The following is an 18876-nucleotide window of genomic DNA, read 5'->3' as shown; positions in this document are numbered from 1 at the left end:
TATAATCTATTTTGAAATTTACTAGAGAAGTTAAGACTGGAATATTAGCAATTTGCGCAATAGCACTTTTGATTTTTGGCTACAGCTTCCTGAAAGGGAAAAATCTCCTAGAAAACGACAGAACCTTTTATGCTGTCTATGATAATGTAGAAGGGTTAATACCCTCTTCTCCTGTAACGATCAATGGATTGGTAGTTGGGCAAATAGTATCAATAAGCTTTGCAGATAGCAAAGGTAATCTTGTTGTAGAATTTAATGTAGATAGTGATTTTTCATTTTCTAAAAATAGTCTTGCAAAGGTATATGGAGGGGGATTAATAGGAGGAAAGTCTTTGGCGATAATGCCCATTTATGAACAAGGATTAGATGCTAAAGATGGGGATACATTACCAGGTAAAATAGAATCAGGATTACTAGAGTTGGTAAATGATAAGCTAGCACCTTTACAAGAAAAACTTGAAGCTGCAATTACAGATGCAGATACACTACTAAATTCTGTAAATGGGATTCTTAACGTAGATAATAAGAACAATCTTAATTCAATTTTTAAAGATCTAAGCATTACAGTAAAGAATTTTAAAGGAGCTTCAGGATCATTAAATACTATCTTAGCAGGTAACGAAGGTAAGTTGAATAATACGATTAACAATCTGAATAGTATGTCTACAAACCTTAACAAAGTTTCTGACTCTTTAGCCCAAATAAATGTGGCTAAATTAGGAAGAGATTTAGAAAAGGTATTAGCTAATTTTAATAAAATATCTAAAGACTTAAATTCTGGAAGAGGCACCGCGGGTAAGCTGTTAAAAGATGATAAGTTATATGATAATTTAGAAAAAACTGGTAAACAATTAGAATTACTTCTACAGGATTTACGATTAAACCCGAAGAGATATATTCATATTTCGGTTTTTGGAAAGAAAAATACTCCTTACGAAAAACCAACAGATTCAATACATTAAAAAATGATGAACTATATACCTAATATTCTATTCGTTCTTGCCCTAGTAGCAGGTGTAGGGTATTTTACCAAAAATATTCGCAAAGTAATTCGTAATATACGACTAGGAAAAGATGTTGATCGTTCTGATAATAAAGGAGAACGATTTAAGAATATGGCAATGATTGCTTTAGGTCAATCAAAAATGGTTCGTCGTCCGGTAGCGGGGATATTACACATTGTAGTGTATGTAGGTTTTATTATTATTAACATTGAAGTATTAGAAATAATTATCGATGGTATTTTTGGGACACATAGAGTTTTTGCCTTTTTGGGAGGTATATATGATTTTTTAATCGCATCATTTGAGATTTTAGCACTTTTAGTATTTGTTGGGGTTGTTTTGTTTTGGATTCGTCGTAATATTATTAAGTTAAAGCGTTTCTGGAATCCCGAAATGAAAGGTTGGCCAAAAAATGACGGAAATTTCATTTTGTATTTTGAAATGGTTTTAATGACTTTATTTCTGGTAATGAATGCGGCAGATCTGCAATTACAGGATATGGGTGCTGATCATTATATTAAAGCCGGAGCTTACCCAGTAAGTCAATTCATATCACCTCTTTTTGATGGGGTATCTGAAATGGCATTGATAATAATAGAAAGAACTGCCTGGTGGCTTCATATTTTGGGGATATTGGTGTTTCTAAATTATTTATATTTTTCTAAACACCTTCATATCATGTTGGCATTTCCTAATACATACTATGGAGATTTAAATCCAAAAGGAAAAATTGACAACCTAGAAGCGGTTACTAAAGAAGTAATGCTTATGATGGATCCAAATGCTGATCCTTTTGCTGCGCCTGCAGATGATCAAGAAGAAGGAGAGCCAGAAAAATTTGGAGTGTCTGATGTTACAGATCTAAATTGGGTTCAGTTATTAAATGCATATACATGTACCGAATGTGGACGCTGTACCAGTGAATGTCCTGCAAATCAAACAGGCAAAAAGTTATCTCCTCGAAAAATTATGATGGATACCAGAGATCGTCTTAAAGAAGTTGGAGATAATATAGATAAGAACGGTAGTTTTGTTGATGATGGAAAACAATTGCTAAACGATTATATATCTCCTGAAGAATTATGGGCTTGTACAAGTTGTAATGCTTGTGTTGAAGCTTGCCCTGTGAGTATAAGTCCTTTGTCTATTATTATAGATATGAGACGCTATCTAGTAATGGAACAGAGTGCGGCACCAATGGATTTAAATAATATGATGTCGAATATAGAGAATAATGGGGCTCCATGGCCATTTAACCAAATGGACCGATTAAATTGGAGTAAAGAATAAACTTTATTGAATAACCGATCATAATAAATTAATTTAACCTAAAACTTTTAACCAATTAAACCATAAATTAATAAAAACGATGAAAAAGGAAGAAGTAGAAAAATTATTGCATGATAAGATAGAAGAAGGAGAGCATATAAGTCCTGTCTTACCAGAAGGAATTAAGAATTATCTTATTGACATTGATGGTACTATTACAGAAGATGTGCCTAATGAAGAACCAGAAAGAATGGCTATTTGTGCTCCTTTTCCTGATGCGCTGATTACTTTAAACAAATGGTATGATGAAGGGCATATTATATGCTTTTTTACTTCAAGAACTGAAGAACACAGAGAAGTAACCGAAACATGGTTAAAAACGCATGGGTTTAAGTATCATAGTCTTTTAATGGGTAAACCAAGAGGAGGGAATTATCATTGGATAGATAATCACTTAGTTAAGGCTACCAGATATACGGGTAAATTTACCGAATTGGTAGAGCGAGTGGTGACTATCGAAGTTTTTGATGACGGAAAACACGATTAAAATATAAATTCTGTGGTTTTTAATTTTAAAAATAGAAATCATAGATTTTAAATACTTTATATATGAGTGAAACAGTAAAGGTGCCTACAATGGCAGAATATATGGCAGAAGGCAAGATACCAGAAGTTTTGTTTTGGGTAGGTTGTGCGGGTAGTTTTGATGATAGAGCCAAAAAAATAACTAAGGCTTTTGTGAAGTTACTTCATAATGCTAATGTAGACTTTGCTGTGTTGGGAACAGAAGAAAGTTGTACTGGAGATCCGGCAAAAAGATCGGGAAATGAGTTCCTGTTTCAAATGCAAGCAGTTACTAATATCGAAGTTCTAAATGCTTATGAAGTAAAAAAGATAGTAACAGCTTGTCCTCATTGTTTTAATACTATTAAAAATGAATATCCAGTATTAGGAGGTAGTTATGAGGTAATGCATCATACTCAGTTTCTTAAGTCACTTTTGGATGAAGGTAGACTAAAAGTAGAAGGAGGAAAGTTTAAAGGCAAACGAATTACATTTCACGACCCATGTTATTTGGGTAGAGCGAATAATGTATATGAAGCTCCAAGAGATTTACTTAAAAAACTTGAAGTAGAACTTATAGAAATGAAGCGCTGCAAGAAAAAAGGATTGTGTTGCGGGGCAGGAGGGGCGCAAATGTTTAAAGAGCCTGAACCAGGTGATAAAGATGTTAATGTTGTGAGAACAGAGGATGCTTTAGAAACTAAACCTGATATAATTGCTGCGGGATGTCCGTTTTGTAATACAATGATGACCGACGGAGTAAAAAGTAAAGAAAAAGAAGATAGTATTGAGGTGTTAGACGTGGCAGAGCTTATTGCTAATGCTCAAGATTTATAAGCTTTTCTGATTAAGGATAATTTAATAGAGTTAATTTGTTTATTCATATTAACTCTTTTTTGTGATAATAAATAGGAATAGTTTTTGTTACTTTAATAAAAAAAATAGCTCATGTTAGTAGAATTTAATGACCTTCCCGAAACATCTAGAGTTTGGATTTATCAAGCTAATAGGTCATTCAGTGTTGATGAATTGGAAGAGATAAAAAAAAAGTTAGACGAATTTATAACTCAATGGACAGCACATGGTGCAGATCTACGAGCGAGTTATGAGATTAAATATAAGAGATTTATAACCATTGGATTGGATCAAGGAGTGAACCCGGCTACAGGTTGTTCTATTGACGCTTCAGTATATTTTATCCAACAATTGGAGCAGAAATATGGTGTAGATTTATTAGATAAGATGAATGTGTCTTTTAAACAAGGAGAGTTTGTAGCTTATAAAGCTCTTTCAGATTTTAAGAAAATGGCTAAAAACAAGTCAGTATCCCCAAATACTATCGTTTTTAATAACCTAGTTACGAATATTGCCGAATATCGCACCAATTGGGAAGTCCCAGCAAAAGATAGTTGGCATAATCGTTTTTTAAACTAAATTTTTCGTGCGGCAGATAATAAGTAAGTATTTTTCTTTCATACTATTTTTTTTAACTTTTGTTGGTAATGCACAGCTGGATAATCCGCTGATTGTTGAGGATTTTGAGAGCCAACAAAGGTGGGTGGATAGTATTTATAATAGAATGACTCTTAAGGAAAAGGTGGGGCAGTTGTTTATGGTAAGTATGTCTTCTTCTGATTCTCAAAAAGAGAAAGATAAAATAAGAAAGCTTATTGAGGAGTTTCAGATCGGTGGTGTTGTCTTTTCTAAAGGAACTCCTGGAAAACAAGTGAAATTAAGTAATCAGTATCAGGAATTGTCCAAGATACCATTGTTAATTGGTATGGATGCAGAATGGGGTTTAGGAATGCGCCTCGATTCTGTAGAAGACTTTCCTTGGAACATGACACTTGGTGCTATCCAAGATGATAGTTTAATAGAAGAAGCCGGAAGACAAATAGGAAGAGATTGTAAACGAATTGGAGTGCATATTAATTTTGCTCCGGTTGTAGATATAAATACAAACCCTCAAAATCCAATTATAGGAAATCGTTCCTTTGGTGAGGATAAAGAAGTAGTTGCTCAGAAATCACTAGCATTTATGAAAGGGATGCAACAAGAAGGGATATTGGCAAGTGCAAAACATTTTCCTGGGCATGGAGATACCGATAGTGATTCACATCAGACGCTTCCTACAATTAATTTTGATTATAAGAGAATCGATAGTATTGAGCTGTATCCATATAAAAAACTTATTGATCAAGGATTGACAAGTGTGATGGTTGGGCATTTGAATGTTCCTAGTTTGGAGTATAGATCGGATTATCCTTCTTCAATTTCTAAAAAGGTAGTTTCAGCATTACTAAAAGATAGTTTGAATTTTAAAGGGTTAATTTTTACAGATGCCCTTGATATGAAAGGTGTTTCTGATTATAAGGCTCCTGGAGATGTTGATTTGGCTGCCTTTTTGGCTGGAAACGATATACTTTTAATGTCAGAAAATGTACCACTGGCATCTCAGAAGATTGTTTCTTCATACTATTCTGGAGAAATAAGTGAAGAGCGATTGTCGCATTCTGTTAAAAAGATTTTGTTTGCAAAATATAAGGCAGGTCTTAATGCATATCAACCAATTAAAGAAAATTTTCTTCTTGAAGAATTAAACAGTCAAAAAAATAAGGTGCTTAGGCATAAGTTAGTAGAGAATTCTTTGACAGTTTTAAAAAATGAAAGAGCAACATTGCCAATTAAGAATCTTGATTTAAAGAAAATTGCATATGTTTCTTTTGGGGATGATTCAGGAGAAACCTTTTATGAGGAATTAAGTAAATATACTCAGGTGGATTGGGTGAAAGCAGGTCAATTAGGAGAAATGATGGATCAATTACGTAATTATAATTATGTTATTGTGGGGTTTCATAAATCTAATGATTCTCCTTGGGCTTCATATAAATTTAAAGATAAAGAACTGGTGTGGTTGTATGAGATAGCTAGAACAAATACAACGATTCTTAACATTTTTGCAAAACCCTATGCAATGTTAGATATGTTAACTACTACAAACTTTGAAGGAATTGTAATGGGGTATCAAAACAGTGAGATAGCTCAGGCAAAAAGTGCGCAATTGCTTTTTGGTGCTTTGGAATCTAAAGGGAAACTTCCTGTAAGTATAGGAGAAGATTTTCCTGTAGGAACAGGACTTGAAACAAGATTGCTTAATAGGTTGTCATATGGTTTACCAGAAAGTGTAGGCATGAATTCTTATAAACTTGCTAGAATTGATTCTATTGTAAATTTTGCTATAGACGAAAAAATGGCTCCTGGTGTACAGCTAATAGTTGCAAGAAAGGGCAAGGTGATATTTAATAAAAACTATGGATATCACACCTATAACAAATTTAGAAAAGTTAAAGGGTCTGATGTGTATGACTTGGCATCTCTAACCAAAATATTGGCTACCCTACCGCTAACTATAGAATTAAAAGATAAAGGGGTAATTAATTTAAATACTAAAGTAGGTAAAATGTTACCTTCTTTCCAAGGTTCAAATAAGGAAGATATCACAATAAAATCAATGTTGTCTCATTATGCAAGGTTAAAAGCTTGGATTCCTTTTTATGTGCATACCATGGATTCTATAACCCGAAAACCGGATAAGAAATACTATCGAACTAGCCGTTCTGATGAATTTAATATTGAAGTAACCAATAATCTTTACTTTAGAAGTGATATGAAGGATTCCTTGTTGTTAAAGATTAGGGATAGTGAATTAAGAGGACGATTAAGTTATAAATATAGCGATTTACCATTTTATCTTTTAAAAGCTTTTATAGAAAAACATTACGGTAATTCGTTAAATAAACTCACTCAGCAACATTTTTATAAGCCATTAGGAGCTAATCATGCTACATATTTACCCTTGACAAAATTTAAGAAAAAAAGGATTGTGCCTACAGAAAATGATAAAATTTATAGAGGAGAGGTTGTTCATGGTTATGTTCATGATCAGGGTGCGGCTATGTTAGGAGGGGTTGGAGGACACGCCGGCTTGTTTTCTAATGCAAATGATGTGACTAAGATAATGCAGATGTATCTTAATGGAGGGTATTATGGCGGAAAACAATATTTTGCTAAAGAAACCTTGGATGAGTTTAATACCTGTCATTATTGCCATAGAAGAGTACGCCGTGGGATAGGGTTTGATAAACCACAATTGGGTGAGTCAGGACCCACTTGTGGATGTTTATCAAAAACAAGTTTTGGTCATAGTGGTTTTACAGGCACTTTTACATGGGCAGACCCTGAAGAAGAGATAATATATGTCTTTTTGAGCAATCGTACTTTTCCCAATGCAGCAAATAGAAAACTGATATCTAATGATATTCGTTCAGAAATACAAAGAATTATATATGAGTCTATAGATTATTGATTTTTTGATACCCAATTGATAATCATTTTTTAATACTTAATTGATATGAATGTTCAAGTCTCAAGTAAAGGGTCTACTTTTTCACGAATAGTAGCTGGCTGTATGAATTGGGGTGAGTGGGGTGTTAACCTAACTGTAAATGAGGCTAAAGAATTAATCGATAATTGCCTTGATATTGGGGTGACTACTTTTGATCATGCAGATATTTATGGTCATTATACTACAGAAAAGTTATTTGGTAAGGCGATAAAAGGCAATCATGCGCTACGAGAGAAAATACAACTTATTAGTAAGTGCGGAATTAAATTAGTAACTCCTAATCGCCCTGATAACAATATTACTTCTTATGATACTAGTAAAGGTTATATTGTTAAATCAGTGGAGGAATCTTTAAAAAAATTGCAAACAGACTATCTGGATCTTCTATTGATTCATAGACCTAGTCCGTTAATGAACCCGAATGAAATTGCAGAAGCTTTTACTAAACTCAAAAGCAAAGGTAAGGTTTTGTATTTTGGCGTTTCTAATTTTACCAGAACTCAATTCGAAATGTTAAATACCTTTGTGCCTTTGACAACAAATCAAATAGAAATTTCTCCCTTGCATCTGAACCCTTTTCTTGATGGAACTTTGGATCAATGTATTACTAAAAATATTAGACCTATGGCATATTCTACACTTGCTAAAGGTAGCTTTTTTGCAAGTACTCCTGGGGATAGAGTAGTCCGAATTAATGAAGTCGCGAATCAATTGGCTAGAAAGTATAATACAACGCTAGACAAAATTTTAATATCTTGGCTTATTAAGCATCCCTCAGGAATAATACCAGTAATAGGTTCTACCAAAATTAGCCGTATACAATCTGCTGTAGATGCTTTAAAAATCCGAATTACCGATGAAGAATGGTTTATGATTTGGGAAGCTTCGATGGGTAAATCGGTACCATAGTAGGCTAGTTGTTACGGTTTTTTGATAGGGGAATAAGTATAATTTTAAAGAAGTGATTGTATTCTACTTGTAAATTATAGTTTTTTTGTGTACATTTATTTCTGATAATTAACATTGTATTTATAGAGCGATATATTTTTCTGCAAAAGGATATACTTTAAATACAATGTAAACTTTATACCCCTAACCTTTATCAAATACTAATGAATAAGTACAAACTAACCTTTATAGGATTGGCGTTATCTATCTTTATATTCATAACATCTGTTACTTTAGAACTTGAATTATTTGAAAAATTTGTTACTTTTTTAGAAAGTTTGGAGAAATTTGAATTTGATGAAATCATAATTCCTCTTATCATATTTTTTATTTTCCTTTTTATAGATACTAGAAGACATAGTAAAAAGGTGCAAGTTGAAAATGCTAAGCTTAATATATATAAGGCTATGCTTTCTTCTAGTCATCATATTTTGAATAATTTTATTTATCAAATGGATATATTTAAAATTACAGCAGAGGATACGCCAGGATTTAATGTTCATGTTTTGGCTTTTTATGAAGAAATAATTAGCAATGCCTCTTGTCAGATTAGTTCATTAAGCAACTTAACAAGTATTGACGAGTTTTCGATTAGAACATCGGTAATGACTTCATAGTTTTACATGAGTAGATCTCTCTGAAATACTATTGCACCGTTTTTAATGCGTAATTGTATTGTAGTACTTCTTAATAGAAGAAGAGGAAGTATCTTTATTTGAGCAAGTGTTTTATGAAAAAGGATGTCTGTACATTTGGTTTTTGATATGGCTATACTAGTTAAGGATTATAGTATGGTAAGATTACCTGTTTTTAGTTTTCGAAAAAACTAAAAACAGATCCTCCATATTTTCTTGAATGGCTAAAATACTTGGATTCCTCTAAAGAGGTATGTTTAGAATGCTCTATAATCAACACACCTTCTTTGTTTAGTAACTCATTCTCGAAGACTAATGAAGCAATTTTGTGAAACTGCTCACTTGTAAAATCGTAAGGAGGATCAGCAAAAATTATATCTGCTTTATGTTTTACTTTTTCGAGATAGCTATATACATCACTTTTAATTGTTTCAATTGTCGAATCGAGTTCTTTTGCTGTGCCTTTAATATATCCGACACACGCATAATGAGAATCTACAGCAGTTATTTTTTTTACTCCTCTAGAAATAAATTCATAAGAAATGTTACCTGTTCCTGCAAAAAGGTCGAGAACAGATAGCTGAGAGAAATTGTATTGATTCCTTAATATATTGAATAGACCTTCTTTTGCCATATCTGTGGTCGGGCGAACGGGCAATTTTTTTGGTGCTGTCAGTCTTTTTCCTTTAAACTTTCCTGAGATGATACGCATATGATTAGAAATGGCTTAGTAATATAAAATGTTGATGAGGCTCAAAAGGGGACACTTCTGGGGATATACTTGGTTCTTTGGTATGATTTCCAAAACTTACATTTCGAATGTAAGTATGTGCAATGTCAAAAAGATCACTACCAATGTTGATATCCCCTAAGAAGACTAATTTAAACTCTTCAGGATTAAATTTTAGTTGTTCAGTGGTGTACATTAGATAGTACAAAAAATCTTCCTTTGTGTGGTATTGAAAAGTATTGCTAAGTATCAGATTGCCTTTATTGATTATAACCAGATCAAACGAAGTCTTATTCATATTAGCAAAAACCATAGCAGAATCGCTGTTTTTTTCTTGCCTCAGAAGTGTGTCTATCAAGATAGAACTAGAATGTTTGTAGGTAAATGAACCAAAAGTATCAAAAAAGAAATTATTGATATTCGTATATGGTATATATACCGTTATGATATCATGTTGATCCAATTCATCATAGGTAATAAAGTCGTTTTGAAGAACTTTTGTATTGAATTTTAAGTAGTCTTTTATTAACTCTTTATTAAACAAGGATTTGGGGACAACAGTGTATAGATCATTGTGGTAAATTACTTCAATGATATCATAAGTTCCTTTTAGGTTATAATTATGATCAAAATTATACTTGATTTTATCAAGAACTTGTTTCGGGGTTAATTGTATTCCAAAATTTTCGTGCTCAATTGATGTAATTTGTTGATCATTAGAATTTGAAGCACAAAAAGAAAGTCCATTCAGGCTTACCTGAATGGACAATTTTTTTGATGTATTGTCAATACTATTATTGGTCGTTTGCACCATAAGTTCTTGGCCAGTTTCCAGATGTCATTACCTCGGTCATTGATCCTACAGATAAAAATGGACCATTAACTCCATCAACTGATTGTACTTCTTTTTCTTGATACAAAAGATCTTTGTCTTGATCATGTAATAATACGTCTTTAGAAACTTTAGCTTCAAAAACAGCTATTCTAAGATCATTTTTATTAATGTAGCCAGCATCTAATTCAAAATTAGAATCAACACCTTCAATAGGTACTTTCATCATATTTTTATGACTTCCTGTTTTAAACAGAGAATCTTTTACAGAAGCAAAACCTAGTGTATCTATAACAACAGTATCTCTTGGCTCGTCGATTTTAAGTATCTTATTAAATCTAGTAAAACTCGAATCTCTTCTCTGGGTTAGCGTAAACTTAGCAGTATCGATAAAAGCAATTAATTTTACCGGATCCTTTTCAAATTTACCAGTAACTGATCGATACGCTAATTGAGCTGTACGGATATCTCTTAAATTATCAACAGCTTTGGCATATCTTGCTTTCTTTACTTTATTGAACTTTACAGGACCATTTACAGAATTGAATACCATGTACCCTAGAAATCCTATAACTACCCAAAGAACTAATTGAACAACAATTTTCATTTTATGATTTAGCTTTAAACATTAGTGTATACGCAAATCTACAATTTTTTTTTAATCGTAAAAGTTTATTGCCAAAAAATCCTTCTTATCTTTGATTTATTAATAGAGATATGAACTATATAGATAAGTTTTTTTAATGAGGGAAAAAGAATTTTACGAATTATTAAAAGAAGATTTCCCTTTTGAACCCACCATAAAACAAGATATTGTACTACAAAAGTTGTCTCATTTTGTGTTATCAGGATCAAAAGATTCCCTTTTTTTACTTAAAGGGTATGCGGGAACCGGAAAAACAACATTAATTGGAATTTTGGTCAAGAATTTATGGAAAGCCAAGTTAAATGCAGTTCTTTTGGCTCCAACGGGTAGAGCAGCAAAAGTAATTAGTAATTTCTCAGGAAAACATGCTCAGACTATACATAGAAATATTTACTACCCCAAAAAAAATAAGAGCGGTGGATTGGCTTTTCAATTAAAACAAAATAAAAGTCGCAATACTGTATTTATAGTAGATGAAGCCTCAATGATTCCTGATACCCCTAGTGATAGCAAGTTGTTTGAAAATGGGTCATTGCTAGACGATCTAATGATGTATGTATATTCTGGGTATAATTGTAAAATATTGTTTATAGGCGATACAGCCCAATTACCTCCTGTTAAATTAGAAGTGAGCCCGGCATTAGATCCCAATAATCTCGAAATGGGTTTTAATAAAGAAGTTACTCAAATCGAACTGGATGAAGTAGTAAGACAGGCAGAAAACAGTGGAATTCTTATGAATGCGACATCTTTGAGGGAAATTCTTAACGATGGATTTTATGAGTCTTTTCAATTTCAAACATTAGGTTATACAGATATTATTCGCTTTTTTGATGGTCATGAAATTATGGATGCACTCAACGATGCATATGCTAATTCTGGACATGAAGAATCTGTAATTATATTACGATCTAATAAAAGAGCGAATATTTATAATCAACAAATTCGCTCAAGAATACTTTTTCAGGAAGACGAATTGTCTGCCGGAGATTATTTAATGGTCGTTAAGAATAACTATTTTTGGTTAGATAATAAAAGCGAAGCAGGTTTTATAGCTAATGGTGATATAATCAAAGTTTTGGAGATTTTTTCTATTAAAGAATTGTATGGATTCAAATTTGCTATTGTCAATGTAAACATGGTTGATTATCCTGATCAAAAACCTTTTGAAACTGTTTTATTGCTCGATACTTTAACCTCAGAAACTCCATCTTTATCATATGAAGAATCAAATAGACTCTATCAGGAAGTTTTGAAGGATTTTGAAGATGAAAAATCGAAGTACAAAAAGTTTATGGGAGTAAAGAATAATAAGTTTTTTAATAGCTTACAAGTTAAATTCTCTTATGCTATTACCTGTCACAAGTCTCAGGGAGGACAATGGGATAATGTGTTTATAGAACAGCCTTATCTTGCCGATGGGATAACCAGAGATTATTTACGGTGGTTGTATACAGCAGTTACCAGAGCTAAGAAAAAACTATATCTTATAGGGTTTAAAGACGATTTTTTTGTTGAAAATTAACATTCTTAACTTGTTTATAATCTTGGATTTAAGGTGCTTTTTAGAAATAGTATTTAACTAAATACATTCTTAAGCAGGAGAATTAATTTAAAAAAGTTATTTTTGCAATTCTAGAAAAGCAACAGATTTTGAACAAAAATACTCTAAAAACTATCGCAATGATTCCTGCGAGATATGCTGCCACGCGATTTCCTGGTAAGCTAATGCAGGATCTTGGAGGGAAAAGCGTCATTAGAAGAACATATGAAGCAACCCTCAATTCGAAACTTTTTGATGCAGTATACGTAGTTACGGATAGTGATATAATATTTGATGAAATCACTTCTCATGGAGGTATTGCTATAATGAGTAAGAAGGAACATACTTGTGGTAGTGATAGAATTGCAGAAGCTGTTGAAAATATGGATGTGGACATTGTTGTAAATGTTCAGGGAGATGAGCCTTTTACAGATCGTGAGAGCTTAGAAAAAGTATTAGATGTATTTTATCAGGATGACTCAGACCGTATAGATTTGGCTAGTTTGATGACACCTATGGATGATTGGAATGATATCATGAATCCTAATAGTGTAAAGGTTATCGTGGATGAAAATGACTATGCATTGTATTTTTCGAGAGCACCCATCCCATATCCTAGAGATAAAGAAATAAACCATATATATTATAAGCATAAAGGAGTTTATGCATTTAGAAAACAAGCCATTTTAGATTTTTATCGTTTATCTATGCGCTCTTTAGAAGCGTCAGAAAAAATTGAATGTATTCGATATCTTGAATATGGCAAAAATATTAAGATGGTCGAAACGCATCATGAAGGCGTAGAGATTGATACCCCGGAAGATTTAGAAAGAGCAAAGAGTTTAATAAATAAAAAAGATCTATTGAATCCAAAATCTATAATTACTACACCCGAAGTAGTAGTACCTACTTCTAAGCACAAAAACTTTCCTATGGTGCCTAAGGTAGTATTTGGGAAAGGCGCCTTTAATCAGATGAGTTCTATTATTTCATCTGAGCGAAATAGCGTTGCTCCATTTATTTATCTGATAGATAGTGTGTTCGAAAGTAACACCTCGTTTATAGAGGATAGAATACCGTTGTCTTATACAGATGAAATAATTTATGTATCTACAGCAGAAGAGCCTAAAACATCGCAGGTAGATGCAATAGTTTCTAAAATTAAAGACGATTATCAATATATCCCAAGTGGAATTATTGGAATCGGAGGAGGCTCTATTCTAGACCTGTCTAAGGCTGTTGCAATTATGCTGACAAACCCTGGTAGTGCGGCAGACTATCAAGGATGGGATTTGGTTAAAAATAAAGCGGTATATCATGTTGGGGTTCCAACAATTTCTGGAACTGGTGCAGAAGTATCTCGTACCACCGTTCTTACCGGACCCGAACGTAAATTAGGTATCAATTCTGATTATACTCCGTTTGATCAGGTAATCTTGGATCCAGAATTGATAAAGGATGTTCCTAAAGACCAATGGTTTTATACAGGAATGGACTGCTATATTCATTGTATTGAGTCTTTGGATGGTACCTATTTAAATGCATTTAGCCAGAGTTATGGAGAAAAAGCACTCGATCTTTGTAAAGAAATTTTCCTAGAAACTTCTTTAAGCAAAGAAGAAGCAGATGCAAAATTAATGATGGCTTCTTGGCATGGTGGGATGAGTATCGCATATTCTCAGGTTGGTGTTGCTCACGCAATGAGTTATGGCTTAGCATATGTGTTAGGTACCAAACATGGAATAGGGAACTGCATCGTATTTGATAAACTTGGAGAGTATTATCCAGAAGGAGTAGCTGTTTTTAAACAAATGAAAGAGTTTCATAATATTAATTTGCCTAAAGGAGTTTGTGCTAATGTAACCGAAGATCAATTGAATGTAATGACTCAGGTAGCATTAAGTTTAGAACCACTTTGGGAAAATGCATTAGGAAGCGATTGGAAGTCAAAAATAAATGCAGATAAATTGAAAGAAATTTATCGTTCTTTATAAGCATTTTTCGATTTAAGTATATATGAAATATTTTTCGTCCTTTATATATCACAAAATTCTGGGATGGAAGATTGTTGGTGACTTTAGTGCCGAAACGGTAAAAAAATGCGTCGTTGTTGTTGTACCTCATACTAGCTGGCATGATTTCTATATTGGTCTGCTAATTCGTAAACTGGTAAATTTGAAAATTAGTTTCTTAGGAAAGAAGGAGCTCTTTAAATGGCCATTGGGCTGGTACCTTAAAAAAGTAGGAGGGATATCCCTTGATAGAACACCAGGTCAGAATAAAGTCGAAGCCATTGCAGAACTTTTTCAAAAAAGAGATGAATTGAGACTGGCTTTGGCTCCAGAAGGAACCAGAAAGAAGGTGAAAGAATGGAAAACCGGATTTTATCATATTGCCAAAACTGCAAAAGTACCAATCATCATGGTAACTTTTGATTTTGGAAAAAAACAAAACGTAATATCCAAACCGTTTTATCCAACAGATAATATTGAAAAAGATTTAGAGTATATGTACAGCTTCTTTAAAGGAGTTATAGGTAAGGTTCCTGAATATAGTTTTGATGGGAATTAAAACCTTTGAATTTTATCGTTCTTTATTTTGTCTTTGGTCTTTGTTTCAATATTATTTCCGCCAAATAAAAATTTTGTACTAGAAAATGTAGTTCCAAAAGTTATTGCTGCATAATACACTTGTGATATTGCACTTTCTACCTGCTCTGTGCTAAGCTCTTTTAAAGGATGAATATAAACAGACCAGAGAATCTCATTAGAAATAGCATATTTTACATCAAGTGCCGAATGAAAATTTGCAGTCATTGTATCTAGTAGCAAATCTTTGTCGAGAGAATTAGATGATGTAATTGGCGAGATAATTCTCATCCTGTTGTTAGTCTGATCAGTAACACAAAGCATTGGGATTTTTTTATATATAAATTTCCAATTGCCTAAAGATCCATTCAAAGTATCCGCATTTTTCTTAATAAGTTCTTGTAGTTTGTTGTTATCCATATCTTGGGCACAAATAATACCCGAAAATGAAAACAAAAGAAGAAAGAGTAGTCTTTTCATAGCTTTGAATTTAAATTATAGTCGGTTTTATGAGGAAAACATAACAAAAAAAGCTTAGTCATATAACTAAACTCTTTTTTTAGGATTTATTCTGTGAAAGAATGTTTAACGAATATTCTCTAATGTAGACTATGCCTCTTCGATAACTATAGAATCAACTGCAAAATCATGAATTGCTTTTCTTTTCTCATTTGCAGTTACGGTCAGCAATGAAATCCAACCTAAAGAGAATTTTATAAAAAATCGAATAAGCGCTTTAAAAAAAGGGAGATTTTTGTTATGATCGTCTTCTCTTTTTACAGCGATTTTGCTGAAGGAATGCCCTACTGTAGTACCATATGCGCTTGTCATGATAGGATCATAGAGGATAAATATAAAGGTAAAAGCAATAATTCTGAAAATGTTAGGAACATTATCAAACAATGCAAAAATTTCTGTTACAGCATACATCGCAGCGATTATTATTATTCCGTCTACTACAACAGCTTTTATTCGATTAGGTAAAATTGCATATTTTTTCTTCATATATTTTTATAATTAGCATCAATGTTTAAAAAGGAATAGCTTTTCAAATACATTTTGTATTATATATATGTCATGAGTTAGTAAATTGTTACTTAATCTATGCAAGATATCATAAAGCTTACTTGATTTCCTGTAGCCCGTCTAGTGTCCATGGCATTAATTCAGAAACGGTAGGGTGTACTAATACGACTTTGCGATACTCTTTATAGGTAATATTAGAATGTATAAGAGTGGCAAACATATTAATGATTTCATCACCGCCAACTCCCAAAATTGAAGCACCCAAAATCAGATCGGTTTCTGCGTCTACCAATATTTTAACAAACCCATTCGTTTCTCCCATTTCTTTAGCTCTACTTATTTTGCTCATAGGTTTAATGGCTTTTAACACCTTTTTTCCACTTTTTATAGCCTCTTTTTCTGTAAGACCTACTCTGCCAAGCGGTGGATCGGTAAACAGCCCATAGACCATATTTCTATCCCCAAGGGTGCGACCCCCTTCAAAAAGTCTGTCCAGAACAATTTCTGCATCATTTACTGCGGTATGTGTAAATCCACCATGACCATTTACATCTCCTACGGCAAATACACCTTCAACAGTAGTTTGGCAATAGGTATCTACTTCGATAAATCCACGGGTATTGGTTTTTATCCCAGTATTTTCAAGATTTAGGGTATCGCTGTTAGGAGTTCTTCCTGCAGCTACCAAAATCTGATCTCCAGATAAGGTTTTGGATGCTCCATTTATTTCAATTTCAACTTCTTTATGATCGGATTTTTGTATGATATTTGTTGTGTTGGCACCACAATAAATAGTTATTCCTTCATTTTCTATAAATTCTTTTATCGCATCGGCAACGTCTTTATCTTCTCTGGGCATTAACTGGCTATTTCTTTGTATAATACTTACCCGAGCACCAAATCTTCTATAGACTTGAGCAAATTCAACACCGATGTATCCTCCTCCAATTACTATTAAATGCTCAGGGATATTTTCCAGATCCAATAATCTGGCACTATCAAGCCAGTTTACAGTATCTAAACCTGGGATTGGTGGGGCAGAAGGTCTGGTTCCTATATTAATATATATGTTATCAGCGGTATAAGTCTGATCATTTACTTTAATCTTTTTATCTCCTGTAAAACTTGCTTTGCCCATAATGAGTGTTACATTAGGGGTGTTATTCATCCAAGATGCCAGTCCATTACTGCTGCCATTTCTTATGCTGTTCATACGATCTCTTACGGTACTGAAATCAAGAGTTAGGTTTTCAGAATGAAAACCATAAAAATCACCTCTTTTGGCTTGATAAAAGGCTTTTGCAGAGGCAACCAGGGTTTTGGTGGGAGTACAGCCATAATTAACACAGCTGCCGCCTACTTTATCGGCTTCAATAACTCCGATGGTTTCATTTGTAGGGATTAGCTTGCCGAGTAAGGTTCCTGTAGCTTGTCCTGTTCCTATAATAAGATGTGCAAAATGTGTCATAAGCCTATTAATTTGTATGTTTTGGATATAGTGTTGTTTGTTGTTCGAGAATTTTTAATACTATTTTTGTCTAATTATTTTTTAGAAATATACCGACTAATGTTTTTCATAAATATACTTAAACTCAAAATCAAGTGAAAGATCTAAAGCTTATTATTTATGTCATTTTAAGTAAGATTTTTTCATGTAAAATTTTAAAAAAATATACTCTAAAAGTAATGCGTCACTGCCAAATTGAGTTTGTAAATAGAATGGGATATACTTAAAAAAGAACTTAGCATGGCTAAACTCTTTTAATATAGTATAGAACCTGTTTTTGTTTAAAATATCTCTTTATATCGCTTATAGTTAACTCCATTTTTCCCTTTCCAACCACCAAAAGGTAAAACAATATCTGAGCGATGTGAAGTTTTTAAATGTTCACTTGCTTTCCATATTTCTTTTCTGGTCGAAAATTTATCATATGTCGGTAAGATAAATTCGTTTGGTAGTATTCCACATTCTGATAACGTTAATAGGATTCCATACCGTTTATACTTATCCGTTTTTGGTAAAGTCTTATTTTTTGCTATTCTTTTTTCCAACTTTCCGGGAGTTTCATTTGGTTTGGATTTAGAAATTAAATCTAACAATTCAATAAGTTTGTCTTTATCTTCTTTTGTAGAATTTGGCTTTTCATACTTCAGGATTTCCTCAAGCTCAATCAGGTTATGGACTGGCATTTCATTCCAAGAATGCCCTAAATAATAGGTATAAAGTTGAGAGGTTCTATCAATAGTTTTCTTTTTGGGTAGTCCGCATATTTCGCAAGTATCTTTTCCTTCAAAGTTATGCTTCGACAAATTTTTAATATAAATATAACTCATCAACGTTTGTCTTCCTCTAGGAAACTCACCTGTTATCCCTTTTAGAAACATTGCCTTTGCAAAATCCAATGTCAATTTGGGGTTACTTTTAAACGCTAATAATCTATCTAAAGAATTATCGTGTTCGAATGTTTCAAAATTATTAGGAGAAAAATCATTGTCCTTTAACAGATTCAAATCGGATTGAGTAACCGAATCAGGAATTTTGTGCTCGTGTCTATCAAGCTCAGGGTTGTAAAAACCATTTTCATGGAAATAAACCTTTTTTAATATCGAGATTGTTTTTTTGTCCATGTATTCTAATTACGCTAAAGGTTTAAATAAAGCTCGTTTTAATGTGTTTTATTCTGTT

Annotated in this window: 18 protein-coding genes and 1 pseudogene; 12 read left to right on the top strand and 7 right to left on the bottom strand. The window is 32.9% G+C overall.

Features of this window, described 5'->3' with window-relative positions:
- Positions 1 to 11 precede the first annotated feature (11 nt).
- The 8 genes from C1X07_RS04320 to C1X07_RS04285 all read left to right on the top strand — a co-directional run bounded on the left by C1X07_RS04320 (position 12) and on the right by C1X07_RS04285 (position 8807).
- On the top strand, positions 12 to 962 hold the full coding sequence (locus tag C1X07_RS04320; protein WP_103068714.1) for an MlaD family protein: 951 nt from the start codon (positions 12 to 14) through the stop codon (positions 960 to 962).
- A gap of 6 nt (positions 963 to 968) precedes the next feature.
- Positions 969 to 2294 (top strand): (Fe-S)-binding protein, encoded by a 1326-nt coding sequence (locus C1X07_RS04315; RefSeq protein ID WP_103068713.1) that lies wholly within the window; start codon positions 969 to 971, stop codon positions 2292 to 2294.
- Between the two features lie 79 nt (positions 2295 to 2373).
- Complete coding sequence (locus C1X07_RS04310; protein WP_103068712.1) at positions 2374 to 2820, top strand: LNS2 domain-containing protein; 447 nt, start codon at positions 2374 to 2376, stop codon at positions 2818 to 2820.
- A gap of 62 nt (positions 2821 to 2882) precedes the next feature.
- Complete coding sequence (locus C1X07_RS04305; protein ID WP_103068711.1) at positions 2883 to 3674, top strand: (Fe-S)-binding protein; 792 nt, start codon at positions 2883 to 2885, stop codon at positions 3672 to 3674.
- Between the two features lie 111 nt (positions 3675 to 3785).
- Positions 3786 to 4271 carry an ABC transporter ATPase gene (locus C1X07_RS04300; protein ID WP_103068710.1) on the top strand — a complete coding sequence of 162 codons (486 nt, stop codon included), beginning with the start codon at positions 3786 to 3788 and terminating at the stop codon, positions 4269 to 4271.
- 7 nt (positions 4272 to 4278) lie between these two features.
- Complete coding sequence (locus tag C1X07_RS04295; RefSeq protein ID WP_394335659.1) at positions 4279 to 7203, top strand: glycoside hydrolase family 3 N-terminal domain-containing protein; 2925 nt, start codon at positions 4279 to 4281, stop codon at positions 7201 to 7203.
- A 45-nt stretch (positions 7204 to 7248) separates the two neighbouring features.
- Positions 7249 to 8151 carry an aldo/keto reductase gene (locus tag C1X07_RS04290; protein WP_103068709.1) on the top strand — a complete coding sequence of 301 codons (903 nt, stop codon included), beginning with the start codon at positions 7249 to 7251 and terminating at the stop codon, positions 8149 to 8151.
- A 203-nt stretch (positions 8152 to 8354) separates the two neighbouring features.
- Complete coding sequence (locus tag C1X07_RS04285; RefSeq protein WP_103068708.1) at positions 8355 to 8807, top strand: hypothetical protein; 453 nt, start codon at positions 8355 to 8357, stop codon at positions 8805 to 8807.
- 193 nt (positions 8808 to 9000) lie between these two features.
- Here C1X07_RS04285 and C1X07_RS04280 read toward each other — a convergent pair whose 3' ends face one another.
- From C1X07_RS04280 to C1X07_RS04270, 3 genes are read right to left on the bottom strand one after another with little or no spacing between them, the layout of a single operon-like run.
- A complete protein-coding gene (locus C1X07_RS04280) occupies positions 9001 to 9537 on the bottom strand; it encodes an RsmD family RNA methyltransferase (protein ID WP_103068707.1) in 537 nt (178 codons plus the stop codon).
- Between the two features lie 4 nt (positions 9538 to 9541).
- On the bottom strand, positions 9542 to 10369 hold the full coding sequence (locus tag C1X07_RS04275) for a DUF3822 family protein (protein WP_103068706.1): 828 nt from the start codon (positions 10367 to 10369) through the stop codon (positions 9542 to 9544).
- Positions 10350 to 10994: a hypothetical protein gene (locus C1X07_RS04270; RefSeq protein ID WP_103068705.1), complete on the bottom strand. Its 645-nt coding sequence runs from the start codon at positions 10992 to 10994 to the stop codon at positions 10350 to 10352. The genes C1X07_RS04275 and C1X07_RS04270 overlap by 20 nt, the downstream gene beginning before the upstream one ends.
- Positions 10995 to 11130: 136 nt before the next feature.
- On the opposite strand from C1X07_RS04270, the gene C1X07_RS04265 reads away from it, so the two are divergent.
- From C1X07_RS04265 to C1X07_RS04255, 4 genes and pseudogenes are all read left to right on the top strand, one after another.
- Positions 11131 to 12558, top strand: a complete 1428-nt coding sequence (locus C1X07_RS04265; RefSeq protein ID WP_103068704.1) for an ATP-dependent DNA helicase — start codon at positions 11131 to 11133, stop codon at positions 12556 to 12558.
- A 158-nt stretch (positions 12559 to 12716) separates the two neighbouring features.
- Positions 12717 to 13421, top strand: a pseudogene (gene kdsB / locus C1X07_RS25265) (3-deoxy-manno-octulosonate cytidylyltransferase); the annotation flags it as partial.
- Between the two features lie 87 nt (positions 13422 to 13508).
- The gene (locus C1X07_RS25260; RefSeq protein ID WP_241507190.1) at positions 13509 to 14570 is read left to right on the top strand and encodes an iron-containing alcohol dehydrogenase family protein; all 1062 of its coding nucleotides are present in this window, start codon (positions 13509 to 13511) and stop codon (positions 14568 to 14570) included.
- Positions 14571 to 14592: 22 nt separating this feature from the next.
- The gene (locus C1X07_RS04255) at positions 14593 to 15147 is read left to right on the top strand and encodes a 1-acyl-sn-glycerol-3-phosphate acyltransferase (RefSeq protein ID WP_103068702.1); all 555 of its coding nucleotides are present in this window, start codon (positions 14593 to 14595) and stop codon (positions 15145 to 15147) included.
- Here the strand turns inward: C1X07_RS04255 and C1X07_RS04250 are convergent.
- From C1X07_RS04250 to C1X07_RS04235, 4 genes are all read right to left on the bottom strand, one after another.
- The gene (locus tag C1X07_RS04250) at positions 15144 to 15644 is read right to left on the bottom strand and encodes a hypothetical protein (RefSeq protein WP_128755193.1); all 501 of its coding nucleotides are present in this window, start codon (positions 15642 to 15644) and stop codon (positions 15144 to 15146) included. The genes C1X07_RS04255 and C1X07_RS04250 overlap by 4 nt on opposite strands.
- A gap of 129 nt (positions 15645 to 15773) precedes the next feature.
- Positions 15774 to 16169 (bottom strand): RDD family protein, encoded by a 396-nt coding sequence (locus tag C1X07_RS04245; protein ID WP_103068700.1) that lies wholly within the window; start codon positions 16167 to 16169, stop codon positions 15774 to 15776.
- 118 nt (positions 16170 to 16287) lie between these two features.
- Complete coding sequence (locus tag C1X07_RS04240) at positions 16288 to 17658, bottom strand: mercuric reductase (RefSeq protein WP_103068699.1); 1371 nt, start codon at positions 17656 to 17658, stop codon at positions 16288 to 16290.
- A 320-nt stretch (positions 17659 to 17978) separates the two neighbouring features.
- Positions 17979 to 18818, bottom strand: a complete 840-nt coding sequence (locus C1X07_RS04235) for a hypothetical protein (protein WP_103068698.1) — start codon at positions 18816 to 18818, stop codon at positions 17979 to 17981.
- Positions 18819 to 18876: the final 58 nt, after the last annotated feature.

It is taken from the genome of Aquimarina sediminis, assembly GCF_002895435.1.
Classification (GTDB): domain Bacteria; phylum Bacteroidota; class Bacteroidia; order Flavobacteriales; family Flavobacteriaceae; genus Aquimarina; species Aquimarina sediminis.
This window is presented reverse-complemented; position numbering and strand designations above follow the sequence as displayed.

Excerpts from the sequence above, each read along its gene's own strand:
- C1X07_RS04315 (WP_103068713.1), top strand. The coding sequence starts at position 969 with ATGAACTATATACCTAATATTCTATTCGTTCTTGCCCTAGTAGCAGGT.
- C1X07_RS04310 (WP_103068712.1), top strand. The coding sequence starts at position 2,374 with ATGAAAAAGGAAGAAGTAGAAAAATTATTGCATGATAAGATAGAAGAA.
- C1X07_RS04305 (WP_103068711.1), top strand. The coding sequence starts at position 2,883 with ATGAGTGAAACAGTAAAGGTGCCTACAATGGCAGAATATATGGCAGAA.
- C1X07_RS04300 (WP_103068710.1), top strand. The coding sequence starts at position 3,786 with ATGTTAGTAGAATTTAATGACCTTCCCGAAACATCTAGAGTTTGGATT.
- C1X07_RS04290 (WP_103068709.1), top strand. The coding sequence starts at position 7,249 with ATGAATGTTCAAGTCTCAAGTAAAGGGTCTACTTTTTCACGAATAGTA.
- C1X07_RS04285 (WP_103068708.1), top strand. The coding sequence starts at position 8,355 with ATGAATAAGTACAAACTAACCTTTATAGGATTGGCGTTATCTATCTTT.
- C1X07_RS04280 (WP_103068707.1), bottom strand. The coding sequence starts at position 9,537 with ATGCGTATCATCTCAGGAAAGTTTAAAGGAAAAAGACTGACAGCACCA.
- C1X07_RS04275 (WP_103068706.1), bottom strand. The coding sequence starts at position 10,369 with ATGGTGCAAACGACCAATAATAGTATTGACAATACATCAAAAAAATTG.
- C1X07_RS04270 (WP_103068705.1), bottom strand. The coding sequence starts at position 10,994 with ATGAAAATTGTTGTTCAATTAGTTCTTTGGGTAGTTATAGGATTTCTA.
- C1X07_RS04265 (WP_103068704.1), top strand. The coding sequence starts at position 11,131 with ATGAGGGAAAAAGAATTTTACGAATTATTAAAAGAAGATTTCCCTTTT.
- C1X07_RS25260 (WP_241507190.1), top strand. The coding sequence starts at position 13,509 with ATGGTGCCTAAGGTAGTATTTGGGAAAGGCGCCTTTAATCAGATGAGT.
- C1X07_RS04255 (WP_103068702.1), top strand. The coding sequence starts at position 14,593 with ATGAAATATTTTTCGTCCTTTATATATCACAAAATTCTGGGATGGAAG.
- C1X07_RS04250 (WP_128755193.1), bottom strand. The coding sequence starts at position 15,644 with ATGAAAAGACTACTCTTTCTTCTTTTGTTTTCATTTTCGGGTATTATT.
- C1X07_RS04245 (WP_103068700.1), bottom strand. The coding sequence starts at position 16,169 with ATGAAGAAAAAATATGCAATTTTACCTAATCGAATAAAAGCTGTTGTA.
- C1X07_RS04240 (WP_103068699.1), bottom strand. The coding sequence starts at position 17,658 with ATGACACATTTTGCACATCTTATTATAGGAACAGGACAAGCTACAGGA.
- C1X07_RS04235 (WP_103068698.1), bottom strand. The coding sequence starts at position 18,818 with ATGGACAAAAAAACAATCTCGATATTAAAAAAGGTTTATTTCCATGAA.